Here is a 15,789-nt window from a genome sequence, read left to right as displayed (position 1 = left end):
GGAATAAAGCATGAGTACGGAACTGGTGCTGCAAATGCTGCGGGAGAGGGGGGTGACCGCGGAGAGTGTTGCCGAAATTGTTCTCCGGCTCCAGAAGCCGTATAACAAGGCTTTGACGATAGAGGTGTGCCTGGAGAGCGTGATGACCGTACTTGCCAAACGCGAAGTGCAGTACACCCTGATGACCGGTATCGCACTGGACGAGCTGGCGGAGCGCAGGCTTCTTCCCGAACCGCTGCAAAGCATTCTGGAAGCGGACGAGCCCCTATACGGGGTGGACGAGACGCTGGCTTTGGGAATTGTGCATGTGTATGGTATGATCGGGCTGACGAGCTTCGGTTATCTGGATAAGCAGAAAATCGGCGTGATCCGCGATCTCAACGACCATGAGCGGGAGATTCACGTGTTTCTCGACGATCTCGTGGCCGGGCTGGCCGCAGCGGCATCCGCCAGAATCGCTCATCAAAACCAACCCGTTTCGATTTATTTCGAGAAACTTTGCGAAACCGGTGAAGCCGGCGCGGATACGAAAGAGCCCGCATAGCCCGGCTTTTATCCGCGGCAGGTGCTCGAACGGTCGAGCCGCCGTCTCGGCGAAGCGGTCTGGACCGCCGCGATAGCGTCCGCGTGTCCGATTCAAAAAAACTTCACCACCCCGTGGGCGTGGGAAGTTTTTTTTGTCGGTCCGATGCGGGTCAGGGAATATTTCACAGTGGAAATGCCTTGGTATCCGGGCAGCGGAAAGCGGGTTAGCGGGATGCTCCATCCTTCTTTTTCCATGTTTAATCTCAGGTGACGGCGGAACGGAAGCCTCTTAGGGAAGACAACCCTTCCTTGCGGGAAAATTAGAGGTTGTGTTATCATTATTCCATTGTATAGACTTGAGAGAACGGAAAGTGAAGGCTAGAGATACGCTGCTGCGTCATTTTCATTTTGGCGCTATCCATTTTACCCGGGTACTGTTGAGGAGGTATATCCCCATGTGGACCGTGATTTATATTGCCCCCACCGCCAAAATTGCGGAGCGTATAAAGCAACGCCTGTCGGAGGAGGGGTTTCTGGTCCAAATTCGAGCAATCTCCATGACCAAGAACCAATTTGAAATCGTGGTTCCCGAGGGTGAAGTGGAAGAGGTTCAAGAAGTACTCAACACCATTTTACATCGCTGACCGCAGCGGTTGCGAAGGCGTGTTTTACGAAACCTCCGCAGCGAACGGCTGAAGCGGAAATTGTAAGCCAGAGAGGTGCAAATGTGCTAAAGGATCTTTTTCAGAAACGCAAATATGCAACTATCCCTTCCGAGAAAGCGAAACGCGAGATACCCGAAGGGCTGATGAATAAATGTCCGCGCTGCGGAACTATTCAATACAGTAAAGAGCTTGAGAAGAACTTGAAAGTCTGTACGTCCTGCAATTATCATTACAAATTAAATGCGATGGAACGTATGACGATGACCCTCGATGAAGGGCGTCTGTTCGAGTATGACGAGAATATGATTTCGGAAGATCCTCTCGGTTTTCCGGATTACGAGAATAAAATCACCAAAGCGAAGGACAAGACCGGCCTGAAGGATGCCGTCGTTACCGGTGAAGGTACGATCGGCGGATATCCGGTCGTCTTTGGCGCGATGAGTTTTGACTTTATGGGCGGCTCCCTCGGTTCCGTCGTCGGCGAGAAGCTGACGCGCGCCATCGAGAGCGCCATCCAGAAGAAGTATCCGCTCATTCTGTTTTCGACTTCGGGCGGTGCCCGTATGCAGGAGAGCATTCTCAGTCTGATGCAAATGGCTAAGACGAGCGCGGCTATTCAGAAGCTTGACTCGGAAGGCGGCTTGTTTGTCTCCGTCATTACCGATCCGACTTTCGGAGGGGTTTCGGCAAGCTTTGCCATGCTCGGCGATATTATTATCGCGGAACCCGCGGCATCGTTCGGCTTTACCGGCCGGCGTGTCATTGAGCAGACGATCAGGCAGAAACTGCCCGATAACTTCCAAACCGCGGAATTCAACCTTCTGCGCGGACAGGTGGACAAGGTCGTGGCCCGCAAAGACATGCGGACAATGCTGATCAAACTGCTTGATATGCACGTGATGAAAGGGGATGCGAATTATGGCGGGTGAATTGTCATTTGAGCAGCCACTGACCGAGCTTCGCAGCAAAATTGACGAACTGAAGCGTTTCGGTGAAGAAAAGAAAATCGATTTCACGGATGAAATCCGGCGCCTTGAGGAACGGTATGCCGAGCTGCAGCAGGAATTGTATTCCACGATGTCCGCATCGGAGAAAATGCAGCTCGCCCGGCATCCGCAGCGTCCGACGACGATCGACTACATAGAGAGAATCTTTACGGACTTCGTGGAGCTTCACGGAGACCGTCTGTATGGAGACGACCTCGCCATTATCGGCGGCGTCGCCAAGCTGGACGGGCTGCCCGTTACGGTCGTCGGTCATCAGAAGGGCAAGGACACAAAGGACAATATCGCCCGCAATTTCGGCTCTCCGCATCCGGAGGGTTTCCGTAAGGCGCTTCGTCTGATGAAACAGGCGGACAAATTCGGCCGTCCCGTCATTACGTTCATCGATACGAAAGGGGCGTTTCCCGGCAACGCCGCCGAAGAGAGGGGCCAAGGGGAAGCGATTGCGCGCAACCTGCTCGTCATGGCCGGTCTTCGCGTGCCTGTCGTCTGCGTCGTGATCGGCGAAGGAGGCAGCGGCGGAGCGCTCGCGCTTGGCGTCGGCAATCGGGTATTGATGCTTGAGAATGCCATTTACTCGGTTATCAGTCCCGAAGGGGCCGCATCCATTTTGTACAACGATGCAACCAAATCCCTGCAAGCCGCGGAAGCGATGAAAATCACCGCCAAGGATATTGCGGACTTGGGCGTTATCGATAGCATCGTCCCTGAACCTCAGGGTGGTGCCCATCGTGATCTGGAACTCCAGTCAGCGAATATTAAAGCGGCCGTTCTGGAGCACATGCAGCCGCTGTTAGCGATGTCGGAAGAGGAACTCAAAGAAGACAGGTACCTCAAATTCAGACAAATCGGCAGATATACATTTACTCAGGAGGGTAACCATGCGTAAGACAAAAATTGTTTGTACGATCGGACCGGCAAGCGAGTCCAAAGAAAACCTCAAGAAGCTCGTAACGGCAGGAATGAACGTGATGAGACTGAACTTCTCTCACGGCGATTTTGAAGAGCACGGCGGCCGGATCAAAAACCTCCGCGCTGCCTGCGAAGAACTCGGAGGCCGCAACGTATCCATTTTGCTGGATACGAAGGGGCCCGAGATCCGTCTCGGCAAACTGAAAGAAGAACCGATCGAATTGGCCGCAGGCGAGATGATTACCCTGACGACCGAAGAAATTCTCGGAGATCGTGAACGCGTGTCCGTGACCTATGAAGGCCTGGCGGAAGACGTTAAGCCCGGCGACACGATTCTGATCGACGACGGTCTGATCGGCCTGACGGTTGAAGCCGTTCAAGGTAACGATATCAAATGCCGCATCGTGAACAGCGGTCCGATTAAAAGCAAAAAAGGCGTGAACGTTCCGGGCGTCAGCATCTCGCTGCCGGGTATTACGGAAAAAGACGCTAACGATATCGTATTCGGTATCGAGCAGGGCATCGATTTCATCGCCGCTTCTTTCGTCCGTAAAGCAAGCGACGTGCTTGAAATCCGCGAACTGCTGGAGCGTCACAACGCTTCTCATATCCAGATCATATCCAAGATCGAGAACCAGGAAGGCGTTGACAACCTGGATGAAATCCTGGAAGTTTCCGACGGCCTGATGGTTGCCCGCGGCGACCTTGGCGTGGAAATTCCGCCGGAAGACGTGCCGGTTGTACAGAAGCAAATGATCAAGAAGTGTAACCTGGTCGGCAAACCGGTTATTACCGCTACGATGATGCTTGACTCCATGCAACGCAATCCGCGCCCGACCCGTGCCGAAGCAAGTGACGTGGCCAACGCCGTGTTCGACGGCTCCGACGCGATTATGCTGTCCGGCGAGACGGCTGCCGGGAAATATCCGGTTGAAGCGGTAGAAACTATGTCCCGCATCGCACAGCGTGCGGAAGCGGCTCTGGAATACCGCGAGATTTTCCTGCGTCAAGCGCACGCGCTGCAAACGACGGTAACGGAATCCATTTCCCAATCCGTCGCGAACGCCGCTCTTGAACTGGATGCCAAAGCGATCGTAACCGCTACGGAAAGCGGCTATACCGCAAGAATGGTATCCAAATACCGTCCGAAGGCGCCGATCGTTGCGGTAACACGCAACCCGCAGGTTATGCGCCGTCTGAACCTCGTTTGGGGCGTGCAGCCTGTCCTCCTCCACGGGGACGCGCAAACGACGGACGAGCTGTTTGAGCAAGCGGTCGACGGAAGCATCCGCGAAGGTTATGTGGATCTCGGCGATATCGTCGTGATCACGGCCGGCGTGCCGATCGGAAGCTCCGGTACTACGAATCTGATGAAGGTTCACCAGGTCGGCGAAATGATCGCCAAAGGAACCGGTATCGGCACCCAGCACGCGAAAGGCGTTGTCGTGACGGCCGAAACTGCCGAGGAAGCCGTCAGCAAAATGAAAGACGGCGCTATTCTGGTCACCAATACGACCGACAAGGAATATATGCCGGCTATCGAGCGTGCGGCGGGTCTGATCACGGACGTGGGCGGGATCACATCCCACGCCGCGGTAGTAGCTCTCAGCCTGGGCATCCCGGTTATCGTCGGTGTTGACCGTGCCCTTGACCTGATCAAGGACGACATGGAAATTACCTTGTTCCCTGAAGTAGGGATTGTGTACTCGGGACGTGCGCGCGTCCTGTAAGCGATTCGGATAAGAAAGGAGTGAGTCCGCCTTGTGCGGGTTCACTCTTTTTTTCAAACTATAAGGACAGAGCCCCGAAACCGGCAAAACAACAGATAGGAGGAAGGCACTTGCCGAATGAAGCAACGAATGAGCGCGAATGGTTTCCGTACGGCGTCCGGGTCAGGTATCAGGAAACCGACCAGATGGGAGTCGTGTACCATGCCAATTATTTGACCTGGCTGGAAATCGCCCGCACGGAATATATCCGGGACAAAGGTTTTCCGTACAAGCGGATGGAGGAGCTGGGACTGCTGCTGCCGGTCGTCGGCGCCGAACTGAAATATGTGCGTCCGGCCCGATATGACGACGAGATAACGATTCTGACCCGTGTCACAAGCTACACGACGGTGAAGCTGGAGTTTGGGTACGAAGTGCGGCGCGGAGAAGAACTTCTTGTTACGGGCATTACGAGGCATGCTTGGGTGAATCTTTCCTGGAAGCCTGTACGTATAGATAAAGAAGTGCCTGAATTATACGAATGGCTGCAAAGGGGGGGATAGCCGGTGTTACGCATTGCGCTTGCCGTCTTTATCATCGTGCCGGTCCTTGAGATCGCTTGTATCATCGGTATGGCCCATCTGATAGGGGGCTGGATGACGTTCGGGCTGATTCTGCTGACGGGTCTTCTGGGAGCTCTTATCGTAAGAAAGGAAGCGTCCCGTTTCCTGCCTTACGCCCGCAATCAGCTGTCTATGGGCCAGAACCCGACGGATTCCGTGCTCGACAGCGTCTGCGTCTTTGTCGGCGGACTGCTGCTGATCGTGCCGGGCTTCCTTACCGATTTGGCGGGTATGCTTCTGGTGCTTCCGTTTACACGTTCCTTGTTTAAAATGGGGCTGCTCGTCCTGCTGCAGAAGCTGATGAGAAACGGTCGGTTCATGTTTATTAACCGCAGGTAAAACGAAAAACGAAAGCGTCGAAACAGCACACTGTGCCGTCTCGACGCTTTCGATTAAGCAGGTCGAAGAAAAGCCCGGTCAGCGGACCTCCGTGTTCGCGTCCGGGCCATTTTTTATGTAACGGGCAATATCGTGGAAGACGTTCGCTTTATAGACCGCCGTCAGGACCACCATGAGCACGGGACCGAGGATAAGCCCTACGACGCCGAACATCTTAAGTCCAACAAATAGGGCGATCAAAGCGGCGAGCGGATCCAGCCCCACGCTTGAGGCGAGCACCTTGGGCTCCATAATCTGCCGCACCACCACGATCAGGCCGTACAGGACGGACAATCCGATTCCGAGGAACAGGTTGCCTTTGAAAAAGCAGTAAATGATCCACGGAACGAGGACGGCGCCGGTGCCGAGATAAGGCATAAGATCGCACAAGCCGATCAGAAGGCCGATGGTGACGGCGAAATCCACACGCAGAATAACCAGTCCGATAATGACCGCGACGGTTGTCAGGGAAATGAGAATAAGCTGAGCGCGCATAAAGCCGAACAGCGCCTTCTGCAGATCGCTGGAAATGAGACGGGTCGCTTTGCGGACGGTTTCCGGTACCAGCACGGTGTAGCGCATCACGAGACGGTACCAGTCTTTGCTGATAAAGAAGGTGGCCATCAACACGATGATCGATACGGTCGCGATGTTAGGCAGGGACTGGATGATATGAATCAGCGAGTTGACGATATATTTCAAGGCATTGGAGCTGAAATCGGCAATCGTTCCCGTAACGGAGCTGAGGTTGCTGCTGAGATCCAGATTGTTGGCTCTCATGAAATCATTAAGCTGTCCGACAATCCCCTGAAACCAGGCCGAATTCAAAAATCCGGTCGCCTGGTCTTTCCAGCCATTGATCATACTTTGTAAATTTTCGGCCAGCGTTCCCAGCTCTACGATCACCTTCGTCACCAGCAGGGTCATGGCCGTAACCGTGATGGCGATCAATAGAAGGATGACCACCGTGGCAGACAGCCAGCGCGGCATTTTGGCCTTCCGCTGCAGCATGTTGACGATCGGATTGAGTACATAGGCCAGCAGCCAGCCGATGATAAAGGGATAAATCAGCGGGGACACGTACCGCAGCAGCAGCCAGCCCGCCACGAGGCACAGCAGGACCAGAGTTCCCCGGAAAATTTTGTGCAGCAGGTACGGATTGAACACTCTCATAGGCTTCCTCTTTCTCGCTCGAAATGAGTTTACTACAGGACGGGATGAATCCCTAAATCACAAGGAGCAAGGATAGTGTTTCTCTGAACTTCCTTGATTAAAGGACCGTGCCTGCCTTAAGTTCTGACTTAAGTTCTGAGGAACAATACCCGCAATAAGCCTCTGCTGAATCTGCCGGCCGCCTTAGACGAAGGACATCGTGACGTTTCCGGCTCCTGCCGACGCTTTAACTTTCGCAAATGCCCCGTTCACGAGAGTCAGTTGGGGAGGGACGTGCCCGATGTCGAGATCATAAAGTACGGGGATGCCGAGCCCGTCGAATACGTGATGAAGCGCATCCTGAAGACCGAAATTTTTGACGGGTCCGCAGCCGGCTCCGCTGGAAGGGGCTGTCACGGCGATGCGTCCGCCTTCTTTTAGCGGCTGCGGATAGACTATGCGCTTTTTCATACGGATGTCTCCTTTCTTGTCGATCTTTTGCCTGAAAAAAACCATAAGGCTCTGCTTCGTTCTTTTCGCCGTTAGCGGCATAATTCCTTGCCTGACCGCCGAAACGGGCGAATTTAATACGGAGAAAACATTCCGCGAAACTTTTACATAAAATTAACAAAACAAAAATACAGCGCAAACATGCCCCCCGAACAACCCTTGTACAATAGAAGTATAGAATAGAAATTGCAAATATGTGGGAGCTGGGGTTTCGTGGAAAACAATCAAAAGCCGGAAGGTGTTAAAAGCAACGATTGCTATAAGTATGTAAACCGTGATTTGAGCTGGATCGAGTTTAACCGCCGCGTGCTGGAAGAAGCCCAGGACCCGACGGCTCCGCTGCTGGAAAGGGCAAAATTTCTGTCCATCGCATCCAGCAATCTGGATGAGTTTATGAGTGTAAGGGTAGCGGGAATTCTGGATCAGATGAAAGCCGGCTATCATAAAAAAGATTTTACCGGCTATACGCCGTCGGGTCTGCTCAAGCGCCTGCTGAAGAGAGCGAACCGCATGGTGGCGGACCAGTATAAAGCCTTTCGCGATTTGACGCGCCAACTGGCCCGAGAAGGAATTTTTTTCCCTTCCTACGATGAACTCAACAGCACTCAGCAGAAGGAAATGGACACCTATTTCCATGAAATCGTTTTTCCCGTACTGACGCCGATGGCCGTGGACCAGAGCCGTCCTTTTCCGCTGGTACATACGCAGTCCAATTATTTGGCCGTCGTTCTGGAAAGCTGTGTGCCGACGGATCTCCGCACGTATTTTGCCATTGTGAGAGTTCCGCATAATCTGGGCAGGCTTGTCCGGGTGCCCGTGCGCACCAACAGCAAGAAGCTGGAATTTATCCGGATGGAAGAGCTGATCAAGCATCATATCGAGTCTTTGTTCAGCGGGTACAAGCCCATCGCCGTCAACGGCTTCCGGCTTACGCGCAATGCGGACCTGACGCTGAACGAGGAAGGCGCGGAGGATCTTCTGGAAGAGATCGAGAAGGAGCTCAAGCAGCGCAGATGGGGGGCGCCCGTCCGGCTCGAGGTGGAGAAAGGAATCCATCCGTATGCCCTGGAGCTATTGCGGGACGAGTTTGAAATCGGAGAAGGCTGTTTCGAAATCGACGGCCCGATCGATTTGACCTATCTGATCAAGCTGCCTCAGCTGGTCGGCGGGCGCGCGCATTTGTACTACCCCGCCCTGGAACAGGTTTACGCCGAAGAGTTTGAGCATACGGACGACTTTTTCGAGGTGATCCGGGAGCGGGATGTGCTTCTTTATCATCCGTACGAGTGCTTCGATACGGTGGCGGATTTTATTTTGCAGGCGTCCGACGATCCCTTTGTGCTTGCCATCAAAATGACGCTGTATCGCGTAAGCGGCAATTCTCCGCTCATCGGGGCGCTGGCCAGAGCGGCCGAATCGGGCAAACAGGTGACGGTCGTCGTCGAGCTTAAAGCCCGTTTTGACGAGGAGCGGAATATCGCCTGGGCCAGGAAGCTGGAAAAGTCGGGATGCCACGTCGTGTATGGTCTGGTCGGACTCAAGACCCATGCCAAAATCACGCTGGTCGTCCGGCAGGAGCAGGAAAGCCTCCGGAGATACGTCCATGTCGGAACCGGCAATTACAACGACAACACGGCCAAGCTGTACACGGATGTGGGTTTGTTTACGAGCCACCAGGTGATCGGCGAAGACGCCTCGGCCTTGTTCAACGAAATGACCGGCTATTCGTCGCCTCATGACTGGCAGGCGTTTATCGTCGCCCCCGCGGACATGAAGACCCGGCTCATCGAGCTTATCGAGCGAGAAGGACGCCACGCGCTTGCCGGCAAGCCGGCCCGTATCGTGGCCAAGATGAACTCGCTCTCGAACCAGGAAGTGGTGGACGCTCTCTACGAGGCTTCGCAGGCGGGCGTGAAGATCGATCTCATCGTAAGAGGGGTCTGTGTCCTTCGTCCCGGCGTTGCGGATCTAAGCGAAAACATCACCGTACGGAGTATCGTCGACCGTTTTCTGGAACATTCGAGACTGTACTGGTTCGAGAACGGAGGCAGTCCCGACGTCTATTTGTCGAGCGCCGACTGGATGACCCGCAACTTGACGCGGCGGATTGAACTCATGTGCCCCGTCAGAGATGAGGAGCTGCAGCAGAGTGTGATCAATCTGCTTGAGTTGTGTCTGCGGGACAATGTAAAAGCCCGTTTCCTGCAGCCCGGCGGAAATTATATCCGGGCGGCTGAAAACGGGCCTAAGGTGAGAAGCCAGTTCGATGCCATGAATATTAATCGGTGGAAAGTGCGGAAGCGTGAATATACGCGGTAAAGGACCAGTATTTTCCGGTCTCCTCCGCGGTTTCTTCGATCGTTCCGATTTCCGACGGGTCCCGCTCTTTGCAGAGCAGATGCAGGTGCAGCTCGCCCGGAACGAAACGCACGTCCAGTTCGGCGACGTTCCCGTTCTCGCCGTAATCCAGGGAGGTGGCCAGGCGGAGAAGAGAGCCGAGCTTGGCCGCGATGTCTTCATCGGACCTGTCCAGCACGCTTGCGTAAGGAAGCGCCTGCTGACGGGTCCGGTTTTTGTTTTTGAAGGTGGCGATCAGGGCGCAAAGCACGATCTCCCGATGGGTAAGCCCGTCGATGCGGGATTCCGTGATGAGGTGGAACGTATGGCGCCAGTGCTGGTAACTGCTCACCGTATAGCCTATCCGCTGCAGCAGCGCTGCGGCGTGAAGAAGCGAACGGTGGCGCGGCTGCAGCTCGGGCTCGCTATCCGCCAGCACATCGTACAAGGCTGCCGCATGGGCGGCTGCGCGGCGGAGATGATCGTGTGGCAGAGGCGTATGCAGCTTCAGCATGTTTTCCACGCTGAATTCCAGCACATCGGTGATGGGCAGCCGATCCGGCATGGCCGTCTCGTAGAAGAGGCCGTCGCGGAGCCCCGCACTGCTCACGATAATCCGTGAAGCGGCCGTCTGCCGGTAAACGGAGTGAAGGAGGACGACTCCGGCAACAATAATATCGGCGCGTCCCTTGGACAGGCCGTCGAGCTTTTTGCGTTTCTCCACGGGAAGGGACGGGAGAAGGTCCATGTAGCTCTGGAGGTCGTTTTCCTCCAGCTCGTAGTTGTGCATCACCGGGAGCGGGTAATCGACGCGCTTCTGGTTAAGCTTCGCCAGCGCCCGCCCGGCTCCGCCCAGGCTGATCAGGGGCAGCCGCGCATGCTCCCGGATCCAGGGGTGATCGTCGATCGTGTCCCGGACGAGCGCCTTGAGCGCCTCGATCCGTTCCGGCCGGACGATTCCGCCCGGAGTGTATTCGCGGGCAGCCGTCACGGCGCCGAACGGGAAGGAAACGCTGTTCACCCGTTTGCGGTCCAGGAAGAGGGTGATCTCGGTGCTTCCGCCGCCGATATCCACGATAAACCCGTCCCGGACGTCAAGCGTGCTGACCACGCCTTGAAACCCGAGACGGGCTTCTTCTTCGCCGGAGAGGATGTCGATGACGATGCCGGAACGCTCCGCAAGCTCCCGCGCGATATCATCGGCGTTCGCGGCATTGCGGATAGCGGCCGTAGCGGCGGCCTTCACCGAATCGACGGAATAGGCGCCGCAAATCCGTTTGAAACGGCGCAGCAGCGGCACGACGGACAAGATGCCGTCGTGAGTCATCGCTCCGTCTTCGCCGATGCGCTCGGACAGCCGGGCCGTCTCTTTCGTTTCATGCAGAATCCGGTAGGCGCCCGGAGGCGTCACTTCGTAAATGACCAGACGGACCGAGTTCGATCCGATGTCGATAATGGCGTAGCGGCTGCTGTTCATATGCGTTCGGGCTCCTATTTACGAGAAAATTTGTGAATAATATGGTATGATGAATGAATGGCCGATTTTGCTTACTGCTCTGGTTCCTATTGTACCAATACCGAGTATAGACCACAAACCGGGCGAATGTGCACGAATGGTGCAAGAAAGTTTATTTATTGTACTGATAATGAAGTTTTATGGGCTTTTGTTTCACATAATGGTCAAAATCCTTTATTATTAGTAAGAAAGCTACCGCAGTTTTTGTCAATCCAGTGAAATAAGGAGAGGTTTCCATGACAGCTACCAAAGGCTTGGAAGGTATTGTTGCGACAACATCGTCGATCAGCTCCATCGTGGACGGTGTGTTAACTTATCGCGGATTAGATATCGATGATTTGGCTGAGAATGCCTCCTTTGAAGAAGTCATTTACCTGCTCTGGTTCGGCAAATTGCCCAACCAGGCCGAGTTGGACCAGCTCCGCAGCGATTTAAATGCGAGTTCTTCCATTCCGGATCAGGTTCTTGAACAAATTAAATTGTATCCTTCCGATACAAACGCGATGGCAGCGCTCCGTACGGCTGTATCCGCTCTTGCTTTGTACGATAAAGAAGCTAACGAGATGAGCCGCGAATCCAACGTTCGCAAGGCAATCAAGCTTCAAGCTCAAATTCCGACGATTATAGCGGCTTTCGCCCGCATCCGTGAAGGCAAAGAGCCTCTTGCTTCCAAAGGATACCCGTCCCTGGCTGCAAACTTCCTCTACATGCTTACTGGAGAAGAGCCGGATGAAACCGCTATCACAGCTTTGGATAAGGCGCTTGTGCTTCATGCCGACCATGAGCTCAACGCTTCCACGTTCGCGGCACGCGTAACCGTGGCGACGCTGACGGACATCTACTCCGGCATCACTTCCGCAATCGGCACCCTCAAAGGGCCTCTGCACGGCGGCGCGAACGAAGCCGTAATGGCGATGCTCGAGGATATCGGCGAAGTGGATAACGTCGTTCCTTACATCAACAAGAAGCTTGAAAACAAAGAGAAGATCATGGGCTTCGGACACCGCGTTTACAAGAACGGCGATCCGCGCGCGAAGCATCTGCAGAAGATGTCCCGGCAGCTGACGGAATCGACGGGTCTCGGCAAGTGGTACCAAATGTCCATTCAAATCGACGAGCTTGTAACGAGCCTGAAAGGTTTGAAGCCGAACGTTGACTTCTACTCCGCTTCCGTTTATACGTCCTTGAAAATCCCTCGTGATCTGTTCACGCCGATTTTCGCCATCAGCCGCGCATCCGGCTGGACTGCTCACATTTTGGAGCAATACGACAACAACCGTCTGATCCGTCCTCGTGCCGAGTACACGGGCCCTACGAATCAGAAGTACATTCCGATCGAAGAACGTTAATCCAGCAAGCCGGCAACGTAGACGGGCGGCAGCGGGAGCAATGGCTGAGCCATCCCCCGCCCGGACCATCCGGCTTTCTCTTTGCGTGCGCCCGAGATTAAACCGGGTGCGCGACTATGATCTTATAATCGATTAGGAGGATATTAACATGCCGAAATTTGAAAATTATGCACTGCCTACCGAAGGACAAGCGATTACGATTGAAAACGGTAAGCTGAACGTACCGAACAACCCGATCATCCCGTTCATCGAAGGTGACGGCACAGGTCCCGATATCTGGGCAGCTTCCCAGCGCGTTCTTGACGCTGCTGTCGAGAAAGCCTACAAAGGCGAGAAGAAAATCGCATGGTACGAAGTATTTGCCGGCGAAAAAGCGTTCAACACCTACAACAGCTGGCTGCCGAACGATACGCTCGAAGCTATCCGCGAGTACATCGTAGCCATCAAAGGACCTCTGACTACACCGGTAGGCGGCGGTATCCGTTCCCTGAACGTGGCGCTTCGCCAAGAACTCGATCTGTACACTTGCCTGCGTCCTGTTCGCTACTTCAACGGTGTGCCTTCCCCGGTAAAACACCCTGAACTGGTTGACATGGTTATTTTCCGCGAAAACACGGAAGACATCTATGCGGGTATCGAGTATCAAGAAGGTTCCGCAGAAGTGAAAAAAGTTATCGAGTTCCTTCAAAACGAAATGGGCGCGAACAAAATCCGTTTCCCTGAAACTTCCGGTATCGGCATCAAGCCGGTTTCCAAAGAAGGTTCCGAGCGTCTAATCCGCGCCGCTATCGAATATGCAATCAAACACGGCCGCAAGAGCGTTACCCTCGTTCACAAAGGCAACATCATGAAATTCACCGAAGGTGCTTTCAAAAACTGGGGTTACGCGCTTGCCGAGAAAGAGTTCGGAGATAAAGTATTCACATGGACGGAATACGACAGAATCAAAGAAGAGAAAGGTACCGACGCTGCTAATCAGGCTCAAAAAGAAGCCGAAGAAGCCGGCAAAATCGTCGTGAAAGACGCGATTGCCGACATCGCCCTGCAGCAGGTTCTGACTCGTCCGACCGATTTTGAAGTTATCGCAACGCTGAACCTGAACGGCGACTACCTGTCCGACGCTCTGGCGGCACAAGTCGGCGGTATCGGTATCGCACCTGGAGCGAACATTAACTACATGACAGGCCACGCTATTTTCGAAGCCACTCACGGTACGGCTCCGAAGTATGCCGGACTTGACGTGGTTAACCCGGGTTCCGTCATTCTGTCCGGCGTTATGATGCTTGAGCATCTGGGCTGGCAGGAAGCGGCCGACCTGATCTATAAAGGCATCGAGTCCGCAATCGACGCTAAAACCGTTACTTATGACTTCGCACGTCTGATGGACGGCGCGACTAAAATCAAGTGCTCCGAGTTCGGCGACGAAATCATCAAGCACATGGGTTAATTGTTTACGAATAAAAGGACCAGCCGGGCTTGCCCGGCTATTCCTTCATGTTCCGGCTTATTTGCCGGAACAACAAAGGTAAGGCTGTTTTTACATTTTCCTAAAAACCATGCCCGCTTGTCCAAAGCGTGCGACAATGATCAGGAGGTAACTAAAAATGGCTATCCGTCGCAACAAAATTACGGTTGTAGGTGCAGGTTTCACAGGAGCGACAACGGCTCTCATGCTGGCTCAAAAAGAACTGGGTGACGTCGTCCTCGTCGATATTCCGCAGCTGGAAAATCCGACAAAAGGTAAAGCGCTGGATATGATGGAAGCTAGCCCGGTCCAAGGGTTTGACAGCAACATCGTAGGCACTTCTTCTTACGAAGATGCTGCCGGCTCCGATATCGTGATCATTACGGCAGGCATCGCCCGCAAACCGGGAATGAGCCGTGACGACCTCGTGAATACCAATGCGGGAATCGTAAGATCCGTTTGCGAAAACGTGAAAACACACTGCCCGGATTCCATCGTTATTATCTTGAGCAACCCGGTTGATGCCATGACTTACGTGGCCTACGAAACACTCGGTTTTGAGAAAAACCGCGTAATCGGCCAATCCGGCGTTCTGGATACTGCCCGTTACTGCACGTTTATCGCGCAAGAACTGAACGTATCCGTAGAAGACGTTCGCGGCTTCGTGCTTGGCGGCCACGGCGACGATATGGTTCCGCTCGTTCGTTACTCCAACGTAGGCGGTATTCCGATCGAGAAGCTGATCCCTTCGGAGCGCATCGAGGCGATCGTACAGCGTACACGTACGGGCGGCGGCGAAATCGTAAACCTGCTCGGCAACGGCAGCGCATACTACGCTCCTGCAGCTTCTCTGGTTCAAATGGCCGAAGCTATCCTGAAAGACAAAAAACGCATTATTCCGGCTATCGCTCTCCTCCAAGGCGAGTACGGCTACGAGAACTTGTTCATGGGCGTACCGACCCTGCTGGGAGCGGGCGGCATCGAGAAAGTATTCGAGCTGGAACTCACTGGTGAAGAGAAAACGGCGCTGGACAAATCCGCGGACTCCGTTCGCAACGTAATTAAAGTCGTAACAGGCGCTTAATTTAAGCCCGGTTAGCGCATATAACCCGAACATTCAAGAAAAGAGCCGATCCGGCTCTTTTCTTCTGCCCGGGTTCAAGCGGGTGGAATCCCGGAAGGATGGGGCTTATTGTGCTTTTTCTGCAAACTCTATTGTTTTTGCACGTGACAGGAGCTATTACGCTGGGCTTCTATCTGCTGTTTCCGCTTCTGCTGCATTCCAGCCTGAAGCAGACGGAGGACGCCAAGCTGGGGCAGCTCCGACTGATCCGGCACCTGAACCGGATCGGCCAGTATATTCTGCTTGCGCAGCTTGCGACAGGCGGATACCTGCTCAGCCTGGGTACCTACTCTACAGCCTGGATGACAGCAGTCATAACGCTGTTTATCGTGGTCGGCGCTGCCGGAGGCATGCTCGGCGTGGCCCTCCGACGCGTCATCAACGGGCGGGCCGAAGCGATGCGCCAGGCTTTCTGGTACAGCGCGGCCGCGGGGCTGGCTTTTGTACTGCTTCTGGTGCTGAAGAAGTTCCCGCAGATTTTGTGAGACGAAGTTTGCAAAGCTTCCTTACGTCAAACGGCG

Annotated in this window: 15 protein-coding genes; 12 read left to right on the top strand and 3 right to left on the bottom strand. The window is 54.2% G+C overall.

Annotation, left to right across the window (positions count from 1 at the left end):
- Nucleotides 1-10: 10 nt before the first annotated feature.
- The 7 genes from ACI48J_RS20230 (at nucleotide 11) to ACI48J_RS20200 (ending at nucleotide 5,777) form a co-directional block, all read left to right on the top strand.
- On the top strand, nucleotides 11-544 hold the full coding sequence (locus tag ACI48J_RS20230; RefSeq protein ID WP_405079985.1) for a phosphatidylglycerophosphatase A: 534 nt from the start codon (nucleotides 11-13) through the stop codon (nucleotides 542-544).
- A 436-nt stretch (nucleotides 545-980) separates the two neighbouring features.
- Nucleotides 981-1,169 (top strand): hypothetical protein, encoded by a 189-nt coding sequence (locus ACI48J_RS20225; RefSeq protein ID WP_009676703.1) that lies wholly within the window; start codon nucleotides 981-983, stop codon nucleotides 1,167-1,169.
- Nucleotides 1,170-1,252: 83 nt separating this feature from the next.
- Complete coding sequence (accD, locus tag ACI48J_RS20220; protein WP_326054412.1) at nucleotides 1,253-2,119, top strand: acetyl-CoA carboxylase, carboxyltransferase subunit beta; 867 nt, start codon at nucleotides 1,253-1,255, stop codon at nucleotides 2,117-2,119.
- Nucleotides 2,109-3,083 carry an acetyl-CoA carboxylase carboxyl transferase subunit alpha gene (gene accA, locus ACI48J_RS20215; RefSeq protein WP_405079984.1) on the top strand — a complete coding sequence of 325 codons (975 nt, stop codon included), beginning with the start codon at nucleotides 2,109-2,111 and terminating at the stop codon, nucleotides 3,081-3,083. The genes accD and accA overlap by 11 nt, the downstream gene beginning before the upstream one ends.
- The gene (pyk, locus tag ACI48J_RS20210; RefSeq protein ID WP_326054410.1) at nucleotides 3,076-4,836 is read left to right on the top strand and encodes a pyruvate kinase; all 1,761 of its coding nucleotides are present in this window, start codon (nucleotides 3,076-3,078) and stop codon (nucleotides 4,834-4,836) included. Before accA ends, pyk begins: the two co-directional genes overlap by 8 nt.
- A 110-nt stretch (nucleotides 4,837-4,946) precedes the next feature.
- The gene (locus ACI48J_RS20205) at nucleotides 4,947-5,378 is read left to right on the top strand and encodes an acyl-CoA thioesterase (RefSeq protein WP_405079982.1); all 432 of its coding nucleotides are present in this window, start codon (nucleotides 4,947-4,949) and stop codon (nucleotides 5,376-5,378) included.
- Between the two features lie 3 nt (nucleotides 5,379-5,381).
- Nucleotides 5,382-5,777 (top strand): FxsA family protein, encoded by a 396-nt coding sequence (locus tag ACI48J_RS20200; protein WP_405079980.1) that lies wholly within the window; start codon nucleotides 5,382-5,384, stop codon nucleotides 5,775-5,777.
- A 78-nt stretch (nucleotides 5,778-5,855) separates the two neighbouring features.
- On the opposite strand, the gene ytvI is transcribed toward ACI48J_RS20200, so the two are convergent.
- Both ytvI and ACI48J_RS20190 read right to left on the bottom strand, forming a co-directional pair.
- Complete coding sequence (gene ytvI / locus ACI48J_RS20195; protein WP_326054407.1) at nucleotides 5,856-6,989, bottom strand: sporulation integral membrane protein YtvI; 1,134 nt, start codon at nucleotides 6,987-6,989, stop codon at nucleotides 5,856-5,858.
- A 183-nt stretch (nucleotides 6,990-7,172) separates the two neighbouring features.
- Nucleotides 7,173-7,439 (bottom strand): hypothetical protein, encoded by a 267-nt coding sequence (locus ACI48J_RS20190; protein ID WP_326054406.1) that lies wholly within the window; start codon nucleotides 7,437-7,439, stop codon nucleotides 7,173-7,175.
- 252 nt (nucleotides 7,440-7,691) lie between these two features.
- Between ACI48J_RS20190 and ppk1 the strand changes: the two genes are divergently transcribed.
- Complete coding sequence (gene ppk1, locus ACI48J_RS20185; RefSeq protein WP_405079978.1) at nucleotides 7,692-9,797, top strand: polyphosphate kinase 1; 2,106 nt, start codon at nucleotides 7,692-7,694, stop codon at nucleotides 9,795-9,797.
- Here the strand turns inward: ppk1 and ACI48J_RS20180 are convergent.
- A complete protein-coding gene (locus ACI48J_RS20180) occupies nucleotides 9,757-11,292 on the bottom strand; it encodes a Ppx/GppA family phosphatase (protein ID WP_326054403.1) in 1,536 nt (511 codons plus the stop codon). The two genes, ppk1 and ACI48J_RS20180, sit on opposite strands and share 41 nt — an antisense overlap.
- Nucleotides 11,293-11,567: 275 nt before the next feature.
- Between ACI48J_RS20180 and citZ the strand changes: the two genes are divergently transcribed.
- The 4 genes from citZ to ACI48J_RS20160 all read left to right on the top strand — a co-directional run bounded on the left by citZ (nucleotide 11,568) and on the right by ACI48J_RS20160 (nucleotide 15,753).
- The gene (gene citZ / locus ACI48J_RS20175) at nucleotides 11,568-12,680 is read left to right on the top strand and encodes a citrate synthase (RefSeq protein WP_326054402.1); all 1,113 of its coding nucleotides are present in this window, start codon (nucleotides 11,568-11,570) and stop codon (nucleotides 12,678-12,680) included.
- Nucleotides 12,681-12,828: 148 nt separating this feature from the next.
- Nucleotides 12,829-14,127 carry an NADP-dependent isocitrate dehydrogenase gene (gene icd / locus ACI48J_RS20170; RefSeq protein ID WP_218229289.1) on the top strand — a complete coding sequence of 433 codons (1,299 nt, stop codon included), beginning with the start codon at nucleotides 12,829-12,831 and terminating at the stop codon, nucleotides 14,125-14,127.
- Between the two features lie 157 nt (nucleotides 14,128-14,284).
- Nucleotides 14,285-15,229 (top strand): malate dehydrogenase, encoded by a 945-nt coding sequence (gene mdh, locus ACI48J_RS20165; protein ID WP_326054400.1) that lies wholly within the window; start codon nucleotides 14,285-14,287, stop codon nucleotides 15,227-15,229.
- A gap of 110 nt (nucleotides 15,230-15,339) precedes the next feature.
- A complete protein-coding gene (locus tag ACI48J_RS20160; protein WP_405079976.1) occupies nucleotides 15,340-15,753 on the top strand; it encodes a hypothetical protein in 414 nt (137 codons plus the stop codon).
- The last annotated feature ends 36 nt before the right edge of the window (nucleotides 15,754-15,789 follow it).

It is taken from the genome of Paenibacillus chitinolyticus (assembly GCF_045038035.1).
GTDB lineage: Bacteria > Bacillota > Bacilli > Paenibacillales > NBRC-103111 > Paenibacillus_F > Paenibacillus_F chitinolyticus_A.
This window is presented reverse-complemented; position numbering and strand designations above follow the sequence as displayed.